Origin of the sequence: Paenibacillus sp. Soil766 (assembly GCF_001428105.1) — a bacterium.
Lineage (GTDB): Bacteria > Bacillota > Bacilli > Paenibacillales > NBRC-103111 > Paenibacillus_E.
In genome coordinates this window covers 29,134-45,079 of sequence record NZ_LMSJ01000034.1, presented here as the reverse complement: position 1 = coordinate 45,079, position 15,946 = coordinate 29,134, and the positions used below count along the sequence as shown (strand labels likewise).

General features: G+C 44.5%; 12 protein-coding genes and 1 pseudogene. 4 read left to right on the top strand and 9 right to left on the bottom strand.

Annotated elements, in window-relative coordinates; translation table 11 throughout:
- Nucleotides 1-26: 26 nt before the first annotated feature.
- The 4 genes from ASG89_RS23785 to ASG89_RS23770 all read left to right on the top strand — a co-directional run bounded on the left by ASG89_RS23785 (nucleotide 27) and on the right by ASG89_RS23770 (nucleotide 4,494).
- Complete coding sequence (locus tag ASG89_RS23785; RefSeq protein ID WP_057313513.1) at nucleotides 27-1,043, top strand: ABC transporter substrate-binding protein; 1,017 nt, start codon at nucleotides 27-29, stop codon at nucleotides 1,041-1,043.
- Between the two features lie 11 nt (nucleotides 1,044-1,054).
- Nucleotides 1,055-3,100: a Fe(3+)-hydroxamate ABC transporter permease FhuB gene (gene fhuB / locus ASG89_RS23780; protein ID WP_057313512.1), complete on the top strand. Its 2,046-nt coding sequence runs from the start codon at nucleotides 1,055-1,057 to the stop codon at nucleotides 3,098-3,100.
- A 156-nt stretch (nucleotides 3,101-3,256) separates the two neighbouring features.
- Nucleotides 3,257-4,150, top strand: coding sequence for a LysR family transcriptional regulator (locus tag ASG89_RS23775; RefSeq protein WP_057313511.1), 894 nt, complete (start codon nucleotides 3,257-3,259; stop codon nucleotides 4,148-4,150).
- Between the two features lie 32 nt (nucleotides 4,151-4,182).
- Nucleotides 4,183-4,494, top strand: coding sequence for a DUF5658 family protein (locus ASG89_RS23770; RefSeq protein WP_057313510.1), 312 nt, complete (start codon nucleotides 4,183-4,185; stop codon nucleotides 4,492-4,494).
- Here the strand turns inward: ASG89_RS23770 and ASG89_RS23765 are convergent.
- The 9 genes and pseudogenes from ASG89_RS23765 to ASG89_RS23725 form a co-directional block, all read right to left on the bottom strand.
- On the bottom strand, nucleotides 4,476-5,735 hold the full coding sequence (locus ASG89_RS23765) for a methyl-accepting chemotaxis protein (RefSeq protein ID WP_057313509.1): 1,260 nt from the start codon (nucleotides 5,733-5,735) through the stop codon (nucleotides 4,476-4,478). The genes ASG89_RS23770 and ASG89_RS23765 overlap by 19 nt on opposite strands.
- Before the next feature lie 37 nt (nucleotides 5,736-5,772).
- On the bottom strand, nucleotides 5,773-6,552 hold the full coding sequence (locus ASG89_RS23760; RefSeq protein ID WP_057313508.1) for a prepilin peptidase: 780 nt from the start codon (nucleotides 6,550-6,552) through the stop codon (nucleotides 5,773-5,775).
- Between the two features lie 1,277 nt (nucleotides 6,553-7,829).
- A pseudogene (locus tag ASG89_RS37865) lies at nucleotides 7,830-8,180 on the bottom strand (response regulator); the annotation flags it as partial.
- 35 nt (nucleotides 8,181-8,215) lie between these two features.
- Nucleotides 8,216-10,108, bottom strand: coding sequence for a hypothetical protein (locus ASG89_RS23750; protein WP_157276780.1), 1,893 nt, complete (start codon nucleotides 10,106-10,108; stop codon nucleotides 8,216-8,218).
- Between the two features lie 26 nt (nucleotides 10,109-10,134).
- Nucleotides 10,135-10,674, bottom strand: coding sequence for a type II secretion system protein J (locus ASG89_RS23745; protein ID WP_057313506.1), 540 nt, complete (start codon nucleotides 10,672-10,674; stop codon nucleotides 10,135-10,137).
- A gap of 6 nt (nucleotides 10,675-10,680) precedes the next feature.
- The gene (locus ASG89_RS23740; RefSeq protein WP_057313505.1) at nucleotides 10,681-11,211 is read right to left on the bottom strand and encodes a prepilin-type N-terminal cleavage/methylation domain-containing protein; all 531 of its coding nucleotides are present in this window, start codon (nucleotides 11,209-11,211) and stop codon (nucleotides 10,681-10,683) included.
- Nucleotides 11,212-11,247: 36 nt separating this feature from the next.
- Nucleotides 11,248-13,641: a vWA domain-containing protein gene (locus tag ASG89_RS23735; protein ID WP_057313504.1), complete on the bottom strand. Its 2,394-nt coding sequence runs from the start codon at nucleotides 13,639-13,641 to the stop codon at nucleotides 11,248-11,250.
- A gap of 15 nt (nucleotides 13,642-13,656) precedes the next feature.
- Complete coding sequence (locus ASG89_RS23730; protein ID WP_057313503.1) at nucleotides 13,657-14,856, bottom strand: S-layer homology domain-containing protein; 1,200 nt, start codon at nucleotides 14,854-14,856, stop codon at nucleotides 13,657-13,659.
- A complete protein-coding gene (locus ASG89_RS23725) occupies nucleotides 14,857-15,927 on the bottom strand; it encodes a type IV pilus twitching motility protein PilT (RefSeq protein WP_321166532.1) in 1,071 nt (356 codons plus the stop codon). It lies immediately after the preceding gene.
- Between the last annotated feature and the right edge of the window lie 19 nt (nucleotides 15,928-15,946).

Here is a 15,946-nt window from a genome sequence, read left to right as displayed (position 1 = left end):
GAATACATATAATCAGGGGGATTAACGTGCGAAACTTTATTAAACCAGTTACTTTATCACTTTCACTTCTTTTACTATTTATCACAGCAGCTTGCGGATCTTCGAATTCATCTTCTTCTACTACTTCACCTGCTCCAGCAGCAACCGTTCAACCTTCTGTAACACCTGTTGCAGATAAGACAATTACTCACGCACTGGGAACAACAACAATTAAAGGTACACCGAAGCGCATTGTAACCTTAGAGTGGGCATACACAGAAGATGTGTTAGCTCTTGGTCTTCAACCTGTAGGTCAAGCTGATAATAAAGGCTACCTGGGTGCGGTAAATGTTAAGCCTGCCTTAGATGCTTCCGTTGTTGACGTTGGGACTCGTCAAGAGCCTAACCTAGAAACAATCACTGGCCTGAAACCAGATCTAATTATTACAAGCACATTGCGTTCAAGCAAAAATTACGAAGCTCTTTCGAAGATCGCCCCAACGATTGCGTTTGAATCCTATCCTGCCGAAGGAAAAGGCGATCAATATTCAGATATGATTACGACATTCAAGACAATTTCAGATATTGTTGGTAAGAAAGCTGAAGGAGACAAAATTCTTGCAGATCTTGATAAAGCCTTCGCGGATACGAAAGCCAAATTAGTTGCAGCGAAAAAAGATGGTGCTGAGTTCGCTTTAACACAAGCGTTCAGCAATCAAAATAATGCTGTTCTACGTATGTTCACTGACAACTCGATGGTCGTTCAAATTATGCAACGTATCGGTTTGAAAAATGTATTTAAGTCCACTAAATTTGAGCTTTATGGCTTCTCAACTGCTTCCGTAGAAGCTCTACCTGCTGTTCAAAATGCGAACTTCTTCTACATCGTTCAAGATGCAGATAATGTATTCGAGAAACAATTGAAAGACAATGCTGTATGGAAAGGTCTTTCTTTCGTGAAAGACAACAAGACATTTAAGCTTCCTGGCAACACTTGGACTTTTGGCGGACCTCTATCTGCTAAATTATTTGCTGAGCTAGCTGCTGCTTCACTTACGAAATGAGTCAATCCGCGATGAAATCGAAAACTAATCGTTTCGCTAATATCGAGTGGAAATCACTTCTTGTATTTGGAGGTGGGGGGCTCGCTCTCTGCCTCTTGCTTTTTCTCAACTTAACGCAAGGAGAAGCGAACATTACCGTTCATACGGTTATACAAGCTTTGATAACTCCACAAGATACCCCCGACCATTTAATGGTGCGGGGGCTTCGCATGCCGCGGGCTGTGATTGGGATGCTCGCAGGAGCAGCACTTGCAGTTGCTGGCGCCTTATTACAAACTGTCACCCGTAATCCACTCGCTTCAGCTTCAACGCTAGGTTTGAACGCAGGTGCCTATTTCATAATCGTTTTGGCTGCTGTTTTTTTCCCAGCTCTGAAGTCGGATCACGCCTTACTTTTGGCACTAGTTGGAGCTTGTGGCGCAGCAGTTATGGCCTATTACATGTCAGGCGGACGCAAAAGTTCGCCACTACGCATGGCATTAGCTGGGATGATAGTAACACTCGTACTCTCAGCCTTCACAAGCGGACTGCAGATCATGTTTGAGGATGCGACTAATGGACTATTCATGTGGGGCTCAGGTGCATTAGGACAGAATGATTGGCTAGGTGTCCAGTATGCGCTCCCTTGGATTTGCATTGGGCTTGTCGTTGCTTCTCTGTTCCATCAAAAGCTAGATATGCTTGCTTTAAGCGAAGAAACCGCTATTTCATTAGGAGAGAACATCAACCTAGTTCGCTTCATTGCGCTAGCCGCAGCGATTCTGCTGGCTGGTGTAACGGTGAGCGTTGTAGGACCTATCGGGTTTATAGGGCTTATCGCACCTCATCTTGTCCGACTAATTGGCCTACAACGTCATCGACTATTAATTCCAGGAAGTGCGCTCTGGGGAGCCGCAGTTCTAATTGGTGCAGATACCATTGCCAAAATGTTCCGCAGTACACTTGGTGAGCTTCCCGCAGGTTCCGTAACTGCATTGATTGGTGCACCATGGTTAATTTGGCTCGCAATTCGCGGTTCCCGAATGAAAACTTCCGCCGAGAGCAGCTCTATGAGCGTCGGTTACGTTGGTACCAAAATCCCATATCCAATCATCGTTGTGGTATCCGCAATTGCCCTTATCGTCTTGGTGCTCTTCGGCTTAACAGCAGGAGCTTTGCATATCCCCATATCTAATGTAATCGCCGTCATGACTGGCCATGGCGAAGAAATGGCTCGCAATGTCATTCTGAACTTACGACTGCCGCGTATTCTGGTTGCTGCGCTCGCTGGCGCCTCCTTGGCTGTTGCTGGTTCAATGATGCAGGGAGCTGTGCGCAATCCGCTGGCAGACCCATCCGTTGTTGGCGTTACATCCGGTGCCGGAATGGGTGCCCTGCTCGTATTAACCATTTGGCCAACTGCGTCTGCTACTTGGGTCCCTGTTGGTGCAATGATCGGAGCACTCCTTTCCGCAGGCAGCGTCTACGCCCTCGCTTGGAAAAAGGGACTAAATCCCGTCGTTCTGATTCTTGTCGGAATTGCGATTTCTGCAATAGGCTCGGCTGTCATTCAATTTCTCGTCATCCAATCCAAGCTTGGTGCGGCTCCAGCGCTTACTTGGTTAGCTGGGAGCACCTATGCCAGAGGCTGGAAAGAAGTCATCCACCTGCTGATCACAACGATCATTCTACTGCCAAGTGCTTGGTTACTTGGTCGCCGTGTAGATCTATTAGCATTCGGTGACCACGTGTCAATTGGATTAGGACTGAAGTTACAGAGAACGAGGTTGGTTTCCGCTGCAATCGGCGTGGTCGTTGCTGCGATTGCCGTTGCCGCGGTTGGAACCGTCAGCTTCGTAGGCTTACTCGCGCCTCACGCTGTTCGGCTCTTCATGGGGCAGCACCATCAGAAGTCGGTTGTACTCTCGGCTATCTTAGGAGCAATTCTTCTTACATTGGCTGATATAATTGGGAAAACGATCCTCATTCCCAAAGAGATTCCATCCGGTATCGTTGTAGCTATTATTGGCGCTCCGTACCTATTATTCCTTATGTACAGAAGTACTGTTCGTAAATAGCGATGAATAGCCAAAACTAGCGATAAAGGGCAATGAGACTGGATGAAACCATTCTCATTGCCCTTTATGGTTATTTATTCCTATACCCACCTTGTTTCGCCCCATAAAGCTTGATATGATATCCTTCTAGACATCTATAAAGGAGCACTTCTTCGCATGGAATTACGTCAATTACAGTATGCCATCCAGATCGCCATAGAACGGAATTTCTCTCGTGCGGCGGAGAAGTTACATATTGCCCAACCTTCCTTGAGCCAACAGCTCTCGAAGCTAGAGAAGGAACTCGGTGTCCTCTTATTTCAACGCAGTACGAATTCAGTTGAGCTGACCCACGCGGGTTCCCTCTTCGTGGAGAAGTCACAGAAAATTCTCGATATGATCGAGGGACTCAAAAAAGAAATGGAAGACATTTCTCAAATGAAGAAAGGCCGCCTAGTGATCGGCTCTATGCCAATTACAGGCTCAACAATTTTGCCTTTCGTAGTACCTGTCTTTCAAGCAGCTTATCCGGATATTGAGATTTCACTTGTTGAAGAAACATCATCCAACCTGGAGACCTTAACAGTGAACGGGCAAACTGATATTTCACTTCTATCCTTGCCTTTACGAGAAGAATCTCTCGTCTATGAGACGTTGTTAGAAGAAGAAATCATCCTTGCCATTCCGCCGCTGCATCCACTAGCATCTAGTAAAGAACCTATACGAATATCCCAATTGGAAAAAGAAGCATTCATCGCACTGAAGAAAGGTCAAGGCTTCCGAAAGCTGACTCTTGATCTATGCCAGGAAGCAGGATTCACGCCGAATATTGTGTTTGAATCGAGTAATATGGAAACCGTACAATCGCTTGTTGCTGCTGGGATGGGGATCGCTTTCGTACCCTACTTGATATCGAAAAGAAGTTTACATGAACTTTCGCCTGTAAATGTTGCCCTAGAGGGCAGACCTACGCGCAAGCTTGTGATAGCCTATCGCAAAGGACGCTACATTTCCAAAGCTGCTGAGGCATTTATCTTTACAATGAAAGAGGTTATGCAAACGATACGTTAGCATAACCTCCAATGTCAAAAGGAGTGTTCCCTTTGAGTCGAAATTTAATCATTTTCCTCTGTATTGCGAGTTTAATGGACGCAGGGCTAACGGATATAGGCCTTCGCTTGCAATTGATTGACGAAGCCAATCCGATTATGGAGTTCCTGTATGATCATAGCTACATTGCCTTCTATGGCATTAAAATCATTCTCCCCCTTTCTCTCTTCTTTATTGGGGCAAAAGTAGGCAAACGATTACTCATCAACAATTTGTTTCGCCTCTCTACTGTCATTTATGTAGGCATTCTCCTCTTGCACGCTTACTGGATCTCAACTTCATTCTCTCAAAGCTTGAATATCTGAATTGTGCGCTGTAATTGCGTCACCATACGCAGCATTTGTTCGGACTGAATGACAACAGCCTTGACGGAACGCGTTTGTTGTACCATCGATGTAGATACTTGCTCCGTACCAGCTGCTGATTGCTGTGTAATCGCTGAAATATTTTCCATGGTGCCCGTAATGAACTGGGCTGCATTTAACATCTTCTGACTTTCTCCTGTAAACTCACTCATACGCTGCGTAATGAATTGAATACTATCAACCATCTCACCGAATATTTTCTCTGTTGCTTCAATGGACTCTGTCTGCCGGCGAGCAATTTCCTCATTAATTTGAATATTTTTCTGCGCCATCTTTATACTATTCTCAATGTTATGTACCATATGGAATACGCTCTTGGCCGATTTGGATGATTCTTCTGCCAGCTTACGAACTTCTTGAGCAACAACAGAGAACCCTCTGCCATGCTCACCTGCACGCGCTGCTTCAATGGAAGCATTCAAGGACAGCAAGTTGGTTTGTTCAGCAATTTCGGATATTGTGCGTGTAATGGAAGAAATTCCAGCTGCTTCCTTTACGAGATCATCAATCGTCCCCGATACATTACTTGTCGCAAGAACGATATGAGAAACGCTCTCAGATTGACTTTCTACCGCTCTCATACCTTTTTTCACAAGATCGAGCGTTTGCCCGCAACGATTGTTCATTTCATGTGTGGAATCCACATAATCCGTGATTTTGGTTTCGATTTCCTTTACGACGGAAAAGCTTTTAAACACACCAGATGAGATCTCATTCGCTCCCTCAGCAAGTGAAGTGACTGAGCCTGTTGCTTCAACAATCATCGTGTTAATACCTTCGTTTTTATGGTAGATATCACGACTTGAGTCCGCTACATGCTTCGAAATCGAAGCCGTTTCATTTAACAGCTCCTTGAGTTTTACGATCATGGCATTAAAGGATCGTCCCATATCGCCCAGGGCATCCTTGGAGGAAGCATCCACGGTTTGTGTGAAGTCTCCTTTGGCAATATTCATCGCGACTCGAGTAACATTATCAATAGGCTCTGTTAATGCTTTTTCCAAGAAACGCACATAAGGAAAGCTAAACACCATGAGAATAAGAGACGAAGATAAAGCAAAAATAATGGATACATCTGCCGTTAACATGAGAATAAGGATAATGATTGTGTAGAAGGCAACAACAGTATAATAACCGAGCTGAAGCTTGGCACGAAACGATTGCGCTAGAAACCAGTTCATAGGAGTACGACCTCTCTTTTTTACAAAATGTGTAGTTTTACTGCCATACGATGAGGTCCATGTACCACGTCACCAATGGGTCTCCAAAACAAAAACAGATGAAACCTGAGGCAGCGATGAAAGGACCATAGGGAATTGGTGAACGCCGATCGAGTTTACCTGAGGCGATAAGAGCCACACCGATGACGCTGCCAAGCAGCGCCGACAGAAAAATGCATAACAGCACGAGCTTGATTCCCATGACGAGTCCTACTAAAGCCATCAATCGAATATCACCAAATCCCATAGCCGGCTTCCCCATCCAAGTTGCAGCAAGAGACACAGCGAGCAGTGTGCCCCCTCCAATTACGAATCCCAACGCATAGTACCAAATTGGCAACGGATGAATGAACAGTCGCAAACCCGTAAATAGCAGCATGGCTGGATAAATAATTTTGTTAGGCAGGAGCATGTAGGCCAAATCACTCACTGTTAGAATGAGAAGCACAGAGACAAGTGGATAAGCAATCCACAGTTCATTTACGCTGACCAAAAAGGGAAGGGAGGCAAATAGGACACCTCCTGCTAACTCTCCAACGATATACACAGGGGATATTGGTGAACCGCATGTGTGACATCTTCCTCTTCGGATAAACCATCCCAAGATTGGAATTAAATCAATCGCGTTAAGCTGGCGCCCACAACTTCCGCAGCTAGATCGTGGAGCAACGACGGATAAACCTTTCGGTACCCGAAGCCCAACGACATTAAAGAATGAACCGAACAAAGCACCCACAATGAACAATAAAACTGTGTAACTCCATGCTTCCCACCCCATTGCCTAACCCCCTCTAGATGTCTTAGCTTACCAGATCATGTTTAGAAATCTGCTTTCTTTGCGTATTCGCGATTGCTCACAGGTGCAGTTCCCAATTGAACTTGCAGCCAAGCAGCTAATTGATTAAAGCTCTCAATGGTAACGGTTATGGATTGCTTTTGCCCACTTGCCGTTGTCATATCAATCTCAATTTTATTCTCCGCTTCTGTGCAAACTACCAAATATTGCGACATCTCACCGTTCAAATCCTCGCTCCAATTACACATAACACTGCTTGTGAAATTTTTCATTGGTCCAGTCCCCCTGAATAAATTAATGATCTTTCCACCATTCACAGCTTTAAAGCCAACTTTATTCACGTCAGCCACTTCCTGTGACTTAGAAGACATGCTAACGGGTACTTCCTCTTTGAATACTGGAACTTCTAAGACTGGATCTTTCATTTCATTGGTGGATTCTAAAGATTCCATCTCCATAGTGATCTCATTGAGGTCATCAATACTAAGTTCCATTGAGCTCGAATCTGTATCCTCTACGATGGCTTCGACCGCTTGCACTGCGATAGGAGAGTTCTCTGTAGTTGAAGTGGCCTCGTACGACGCCATAAAGCTTGCTTCTTTCTGTTGCAGTAGCTCCAGCTGCCATTCCTGCTCTAAGTCACCTTGCATCTCAGCAGCAAGCCTCTCCATTTCCAAGAGACGATCCTCTTCTTCTGTCGACTGTATCTGTTTAGGCGTCTCCTGCATGTTCATAGGATCCGAGGATTCTACAGCAACCTTAGACTCCTCAACTTCGGCAAACGCCAGCAAAACTTCTAGTGCATTGACAACTTGAGCAGGTTTTGCTGTAACTTTCATTTCCTCCGCGACGTAATTCTTGCTTTGGGATTCTAGTACCGGTTCTGGTTCTGGCTCAGGTGCAGTCTCTGGTTCAAGACTACTTTGTTGGAGTTCAACGACTTCAGGAACTTGCTCTTCCTCATGAATCAGCTTAGTTGCGATTTCTTGATTGGACTGGTTGGACTCCGTGCTCGATGAGACTTCATTCAAGATTTCCACATCTTGCTTCGTAGGTTGCAGTTCCTTCGGCTCTGCATAGCCTTGATCAACGGCACGTAAACTTTCTGCTGGAACAGCTGCACCTTCGACTAAGTTAGCCTGCAATTCCAATTCATCTATCGCAACCGTCGGCTCTACAACCTCGATTTCTACGGCAACTGCATCCGTCCGCTGCATTTCTTGCGGTATAAGATGGCCAATTACACGGGGAACACCATATTTTCGAACAATTTCATTCACACGATTCGGTTTAAAAGGCTTCATCACATACCCATTTGCCCCAGCTTTCAAAGCATCTGAGATGAGATCCTGCTGACTCATTGCCGAACAAATGAGAACGACTGCCGATGGATTGAGTTTACGAATTTCCTTCATCGCTTCAATTCCGTCCATTTCGGGCATCGTAATGTCCATCAGAACAATATCAGGCTGAAGTTCCTCATACTTCTGTACAGCCTGTCTTCCATTCTCTGCTTCTCCGACCACCTCATGACCGTATTGCTTCAAAATATCAGTCAACATTTTCCGCATAAATTTCGTATCGTCAACGACCAGGATTTGGAATGACATTGAAGGTACCTCCTTCCAGAATGGTTAATCTGTAGTTACTTGATGTATTTGACGTTTTTCACAAAAACGTTAAAATTTTCTGTTGTAGGGATGCCATCAGGCGGTGAATCGTAAAGATTATCGTCATAAAAAATCTGAAGTCTTGATGGTTTGGAATTATTCAATTGCACCTCAGGAACGTCTTTATTCCAAATCGGGCTGCCTTGATATCGTATGACCGAGTTTACATCTCCTGTTGTTACGTCACCTCTCACCGCATTGAGTTCTACACCACCAGAACCACCGTGTATACCGCCTGTTAGCTTCAGTTTCGACATGACACCATACAAACGAATTCCTTCCTTCGTGTAAAAGAAAGCGCGTACATTCTCGTCATCAGCGTTCGTACTATTCCCCAGCACAATTTCACCCGATGCGACTACAATTAGTGGTGTTAAAGCTGTACCCGCAGCCCCCTCAATATCTTTGTTAATCGAAGTCATCTGCTTCAACTCTACATTACCTTCCACGTACACGGTTCCTTGCAGCCAAGCATTCCCAATGATTTTGAGATCACCTTTGATATACATCGTGCCTTTCGGAAAACGAAATCCGTCATTCAGAGTCACATTGCCATCAACAACGACGAATTTACCTGCTGCAAGCGAAAGCTCCCCTCGAAGATCAGCAGCTACTAAATTAGGATCAGGTGATTTCACATAAAGCGATCCATTGACTAGCGTAAGCTTCGATTCGGCTTTTGACATCGTTAGAACACCATTATTAATGAATAAATCCGCCTCTTTGGTAGGTGAAGCCGCATCCTTCACGATAACGGAACGGTCAACCGTCTTCCAAAGATCGTTGTACAACGTACTTTGGTTCAACTCTTCAGCCAAGACTTCTTCTTCTAAAAGAATTGAATCGGGCTCTTTATAGCCACCTAACTCAGCTAACTTCGCCGGTAAATCTATTTGCATTTTATTCGAGACATACCTGAGAACATCGACCTCGACATCAGCATCAAGGGTAGGATCTTCTAAGGGAAAATACTGAGGAGCAAAATATAACGGCTCTACATTTTCACTGGTATTTGTCAATGGCGGGAACTCCGTCATTCCGTCCGATTGTGTAAAATTAAACTTCCCCGGGGCTATCGTATCGTTATCACCATCGACCCTAATGAATCCACGGATCGAAGGATGTCCGGTTTGAAAACCGTATTTACTCCGATTAGTCCCACTCGTTGTACCCGAAAATATTGCCTCATCTCGAATTTGAAGATGTTTGGCCACATAAATATCACCAGTAATGGAAGGTGTACCATTTAGCACCAAATCACCACTCGATGAAACTGGATAACGAAATACGGGGTTAATCGTACTTACGTAAACCGTCATCTTTTTCGTCACTATTGTAGAGGGTTTCCCCTCCATAATACCTCGCGAAGTAATGATGAATTTGCGTACGTATGGTGAATCAGGGAGTGATATAGGTTTAATCGCAGGTGATTCTGGATTGGTTGGTTTAGCAAGGACAATATCGACTTGATAGCTTCCTTTCTTAGCCTCCACCACTTCTCCATTTTCCATATTGGGATGATCGGGATCACCAATATCCTGATCAATAAATGGCAGCATCAACATTAACTGATTCTCCACATTCCTCACACGACTTCGGAAGTTGTCCCCTCCTATGGACTCACCATTAGCGACGGCTCTTCGGATTTGAGCGAGTGTATCATCCAACCCTTTCTGTGCAATCGCTTCTGCCTGAACACCGGACTCCGTTGTATCAGCTTGTATGGCTCCACCGCGCAGAACACTTAACAGGATAAGACCCATCATGGTCATTAACACGACAGCTAGTAAGGCGATGACAAGTGCAGAGCCTTCCTCCTTATGCATCCTCGGTTGGAGGACATTGTTGTCTTCCTTCATAGAGTTCACTACATGCCTCCTCCATTCCGTTACATTTAATCATTGCGGAACAGCGGAATTTGCGAATCAATGACCAACTTCGGCCTATCCGCTTGCTTTAATTGATCCGCGTTGCTTCTGGCATACTCTAACGTAACTTGTACACGGTCATGATTCTCACTCGCTTCGCTCAAGCTACCCTCTCGGATGGTAAAATTACTTCCAAGTTGGAAAACATTCGTAACCGTGTTCGTTCCTGCAAGCCTAATTTCAATTTTTCCTCCGCTTGTTGCATTCGGTATGACTTCCATTTCATAGAGATCAATATAAATATCTGGTTTATCGTTTTTCTTCGCATATCGAATGATCTTCTTATCTGTTCCCTCATCCTGCACATAGATTGCTTCTTTCAGCTCTGAAATAATCTGACTGTATAAGCCGTCTCCTTGATTACGCATCTGGGTTTCCATCGTGACTCGTTTATACATCGACACGCCCATTAGCATAAAAGAGTACAGGATGGAGGCTACCATGCCGAAGATCAACAAGGCAGCCAAAATCTCAATCAAGGTCATCCCTTTCTCATTGCGCTGCATGTGGCGTTACCACCTTTTGATAAGATACGTATCAAGTGTCGTTGATAATTTTGCTGAAGGTTGTTCCATAGACTCTTGACCCGACCAATACACAGTAACGTACATTTGAGCTAAATATTTGTCCGAATCATTGCGAAATGGATCGGCAGCTTCCCATCGTACATAGCTTTTACCTAGCTCAACCAAATAGCGGTATGTCGTCCCGTTAATCTCGGTTGGGTTCAACCTGCCTTTCATCAGATCAGAATGATTATTTGATAAGTCACCGGCAAACTTAGGACTGCTCGTCAGCTGAGAAACAATGGCGTCATCATAGCCCGATTTGAAGGAATCTCGCAGTTCCGCTGCTTTCAAACGAGCTAAGTTAGCACCAATAATTTTGCGGCTCTCTTGCGCCGACTTATCAACAGCTGAGGTAAAATAGCCCATCAGTGTGATGCTAATAATCGACATAATCGTCACAGCAATCAAGATTTCTACGAGTGACAAACCGTCTTCGTTAGGCTTCACTTGCTTCAGACGCTCATTGCGGCGCACCGTTAGTCCTCCTCACTACTCTCCGATTTCGCTAGTCTAGTTGTTGTTTTGTTCCGTATCGAATTGAACTGCAAACGGTTGTTGTACAATTTCAACATTGGAACTGTCAACCATCTTAAGGAAGACATAGTAAGTGCCTGATGTCGTGTTTGTTCTTGTCGTTACCGTTAAACGCTTCGATGCGAGTGGTTTCCAATCGCTAGATCCAACTTCCGGCTTCTCGGAGGATGGTTTGATAACATAATACATAGCTTTCAGAGTAAAGCCTTTCTCCTCGTGGCTGCCGAAGGTACGATCAACTACAGGATACTTCTCATCTACCACAGTTACGCTTACTGGTTTGTCCGAAATATCGCCTGGATTATAATTCATGCCTTTGAGCGTAGCCGTTGGACCTGGATTAACCACGAAATATTCAGGCTCCTGCGCTGTTGATGTGGTTCCGCCAATGGAAGTCGCCTCAAAATGAATTTGATGCCAGCCTTGGCGTTGCTCGATCGTACCCATGCCTGTCACATCACTCAATCTAAACGCATAGGTGTTTCCATTCTTTGTCATTTTGGAAGAACTAGAAGTGATAGAAAGGGTTTTGTTATCGAACCAGACCTTTACACCAGTTACAGGACTTAGATTATCAGTTGCCGTAATATAAATGATGCCGTCGGCCTCGATGTCTGTCGGATTTTTTATATCTTTACTCCAGCTAATCATAGGGCCCGTACTATCTAAAGAGACATTGCCAGTTGCTACCGCCCCTGCAATCGTTATCGCTGAACTTCCGCTGATCGCATTGGTGAAGGCACGTGTTTTGAAGTTCACGCCATCGCCATCAGGAATGACAACACCGTTCGCCGTTTGAGATTGCCAATTACCGTTATCCACAGACATTTCATAGCCAGCAAGATAGCTCCCTTGGAAATCATCATTGGCATATACCGTTGAACTTGGAAGCTGTGATTTAGCCCCCGATATTGCGCGAAGCTTACCAGGTCCGGCATGCCAGCCATTTTCAGCAATCAATTTCCCTGCCCCATCTACGAGTTCATACGATGTCGGCGCTGTAGGCTTCAAATCAATTTCCTCGTTCGTTCCATCCTTGTAACTAATGCGAACAATTGAATGAAGATCAGGATCTACAAAACGGATATCCGTGATTGCTGAATTCTTGTTTTTAATTGTCCATTGTTTTTGTTTATCACTTGCGCGTAATCGTTGTAACTCACCAGCACTATTCCCGATATACACATTGCCATATCTATCAACCACACGCACACTAACCGACAGCTGCGTATTAAAATTAATGTTGAATTGTCGATTCGCATTGCAAGCATCCTTATAGGTCACCTTAGCATCTTGCAGTGGATAGTCACCTGCTGCCGTATCGGGAATTAATTTTATTGCGAGATCAATCTTGTCTTGGTTAAAAGGGAAATTAATATCACCAACGTTGATTACAACTTCGTGTGTCGCAGCTTCATACTTTACATTTGTAGCATTCTCCCCTGGAGCCAAAATGAAACCAACTGGAATCGGTTGACGAAGGAGCACGTTTTTGAGCTGAGCTGGCGTTTCTATTGTTGTTGCGATATTATCAAAAATCGCCGAAAGTTGACTTGCCGAACTCGCTTCATAAGCGGTTCCCCCTGTCTTCGTAGCAATATAATTCAACAGATCCAAATCAATCTCTTCAGAACCAGGCGTAGCCAGAGCTATCGTAAACACTTTAATCCCAAGACCTGCTAAGACGTCAGCGTCTGCTTTTGCAGCGTTTTTGGCACCTGAATCGCTCGTTATCTCCCTGATGCCATTGTTCTCATCGGTCCATACGGTTGCTTTACCATCCGTTAACAAAATAATTTGTTTCACAGGCTTTGTACCAGATGCGGTTAACATCGCTTTCGCTTTAGCGAGACCATCATCAATATTCGTGCTGCCACCCGATACAAACTTGTTAATTTCCGTTTGAACATTCGTATAATCGTCTGATAGATTAAGTACTTTTGTTGCGCTGGAGCTAAATTTAATAAGACCAAGACGATCGCCCATGTTTACTGTTCTAAACTTATTGGTTAGTGTGGATGAGGCAGTCTTCAAAATATCCAAACGAATAGGAGTTCTGTTATCATCTTTGTCCATATGATAGGCCATACTGCCGGAAACGTCGGCTACGAAGGCAATATCAACCGCATCGCGGGTTTGTGTAACGGTGTGTGTACCACTCGGGTCTAGCGTGTAATTAATCGTAACTACTTGATTCTGTTCAACGCTCGTGACAGGAACATTTCCTACTCCGCTAATCGCTAAGCAACCATTGTCTGTCTCAGCCCCATAAACGGGGTTTGTTCCAACGAAAGCAGGGAGCATACTCGTGAGCAGCATCCCTGCCAGCATGATCGCACTTTTCTTTTTCGCTTTAAGATACCATTGCATAGATTGAACTCCTTCCTACACCAAATGAATGATTCTCGAGATGACCTTGAATGCTTCAGCACGAGTTAGTGACCCTTGCGGTCTGAATGAACCATCTTCATAACCGCCAACGATTCCAGCTTGTATCACATGTTGTAGCGATGTTTTATTTAGATCTGTTAAGTTACTGATATCCGTGAAGTCACCAGTGTCCGCTGCACCTTTTACCGCATACTTCTTTAAAATACGATCCACAAGTCCGACCATCTCAATCCGCGTAATGAGTAAATCCGGTGAAAAATTCAGATCCACAGGTCTTATATCAAGTAGTCCCATTGTTTGCGCAGAAGCTACCATGCCAGATGACCAATGCTTCCCCATATCCTCGTAGCCCACTACTAGCGACTTCACAGGTTCAATGCCTAATGATTTAACAACAAGTGTGATAAATTCAGCCTTTGAAAGTGTTCGATTCGGGCGAATGGTATGATCTTCATACCCATCAATAATGGATTTCTGCATCAAATCCAGCATTTCTTCCTTGGCCCAATGGGACTCAGCATCGGAAGGCACTGTCGTTACCGTAGTTTGTTTCCATCTGCGAAGGGTCGGTACAACTTCAGGAATATCAGCGGCTTTCTTTACTGATCCCAACGATTTTGCCACTTCGCGATCTGGACTTTGAAATGCGATACCATACACGTTCACTAAACCATCCGATGTTACCTTCGTGCTTCCATTGAGTGTGGCTTCCGCATCCGTTGGGATATTCGCCCATGGTACTTTGCCAAGATAGGCTTTAACTCGATAAAATTCTTGAGAGGCGCTTTCAAAGTACGAACGTATCGACTCTTCCACATCTGTCGCATGAAAATCTAGCTGACCGGCATTATCGATGCCGATTTCATCCCAGAATACGAGTAAATCGTTATGATCCCGAGCAATTGCACCCGTCCAAATTTTCACATGTATGCCTGAAGCATCTGCTTTCGTAACAACAGCATAAGGCTCTTTGGAAACAACCATGCCGACCTGCCAACCTGCAGGTGATAGCTTCATTGTTGCGTACTTCTCATTCCGCGCTTCATAATCAAGCCCCTGTAGAGCTGCGAATAGGTTGCTGACTTGACTTGTAGTTACCGAGTTGACGGCCTCTTCGTTTGCAAGGACCACTGACGGTGACATGATGGATAAAGCAAGCAGTGCAGTGACGAGTGCATGTTTATTGGTTTTCATTTAATCTTCTCCTAAGGTCATCTCATATTCTTTGATCGCTTCTCGGTGAATAATGCCTTCCTCAACAAGCTGCTTCAAGCTGGATACCATCGTTTGCATACCGATTTGTCGATTTGTTTGAATAACCGATTTGATTTGATAAATTTTCTCTTGCCGAATTAAGTTGGCTACTGCAGGGGTATTAATTAATATTTCCAGCGCCATAGCTCTTCCTCTTCCATCTACTCGTGGAATTAGACGTTGGGATAAGATACTTATCAGTACAGAGGCAAGCTGTACGCGAATTTGTCGTTGTTGCTCCGTTGGAAAAACGTCGATAATCCGATCAACCGTTTGAGGTGCATCTGGGGTATGAAGTGTCGCGAGAACAAGGTGACCCGTCTCAGCGGCAGTAATCGCCGTCTTGATGGTTTCTAAATCCCGCATCTCACCGACAAGAATAACGTCTGGATCTTGACGAAGTGCAGCACGCAAACCATTGGAAAACGTTAACGTATCGATACCAATTTCACGTTGTGCGACTAGACAATTCTTACTTGGATGAATATACTCAATCGGATCTTCCAGGGTAATAATATGCTTCTTCTGCGTTTCATTGATAAAATCGATAATGGAGGCAAGTGTCGTTGACTTCCCGCTTCCTGTAGGACCTGTTACTAGGACCAAACCTTGATGTTTATGAGCAAATTCCTGAACCAAATCAGGCAAATTCAAGCTAAAAAGGGAAGGCACTGTCGTCGACAGGACACGAAACACCATGTTAATACATCGTTTTTGCTTGAACACATTGCCCCGATAACGCGAAAGACCCTGAAGTTCGAACGAAAAGTCAACTTCCCCCTTTTTGGATAAGGTCTCATATTGCTCTTTCGTCAAAATTTCTTTCGCCATTCGATGTGTATCTTCAGGTGAAAGCACAGAATCAACAACTTTCATCAACTTTCCATGTAGACGCATAAGTGGTTCTGTGCTTGCATTGATGTGCAAATCAGAAGCCTTCGATTCGTACGAAACACGCAGCAGATCTTTCAGTGATAAGGTGTCAGACGTAGTTGGCGCTATCATACTCATCGTATTCCCCCTATATGTA

Coding starts and splice junctions, on each gene's coding strand:
- fhuB (WP_057313512.1), top strand. CDS start 1,055: ATGAAATCGAAAACTAATCGTTTCGCTAATATCGAGTGGAAATCACTT.
- ASG89_RS23775 (WP_057313511.1), top strand. CDS start 3,257: ATGGAATTACGTCAATTACAGTATGCCATCCAGATCGCCATAGAACGG.
- ASG89_RS23765 (WP_057313509.1), bottom strand. CDS start 5,735: ATGAACTGGTTTCTAGCGCAATCGTTTCGTGCCAAGCTTCAGCTCGGT.
- ASG89_RS23760 (WP_057313508.1), bottom strand. CDS start 6,552: ATGGGGTGGGAAGCATGGAGTTACACAGTTTTATTGTTCATTGTGGGT.
- ASG89_RS23745 (WP_057313506.1), bottom strand. CDS start 10,674: ATGCAGCGCAATGAGAAAGGGATGACCTTGATTGAGATTTTGGCTGCC.
- ASG89_RS23735 (WP_057313504.1), bottom strand. CDS start 13,641: ATGCAATGGTATCTTAAAGCGAAAAAGAAAAGTGCGATCATGCTGGCA.
- ASG89_RS23730 (WP_057313503.1), bottom strand. CDS start 14,856: ATGAAAACCAATAAACATGCACTCGTCACTGCACTGCTTGCTTTATCC.
- ASG89_RS23725 (WP_321166532.1), bottom strand. CDS start 15,927: ATGAGTATGATAGCGCCAACTACGTCTGACACCTTATCACTGAAAGAT.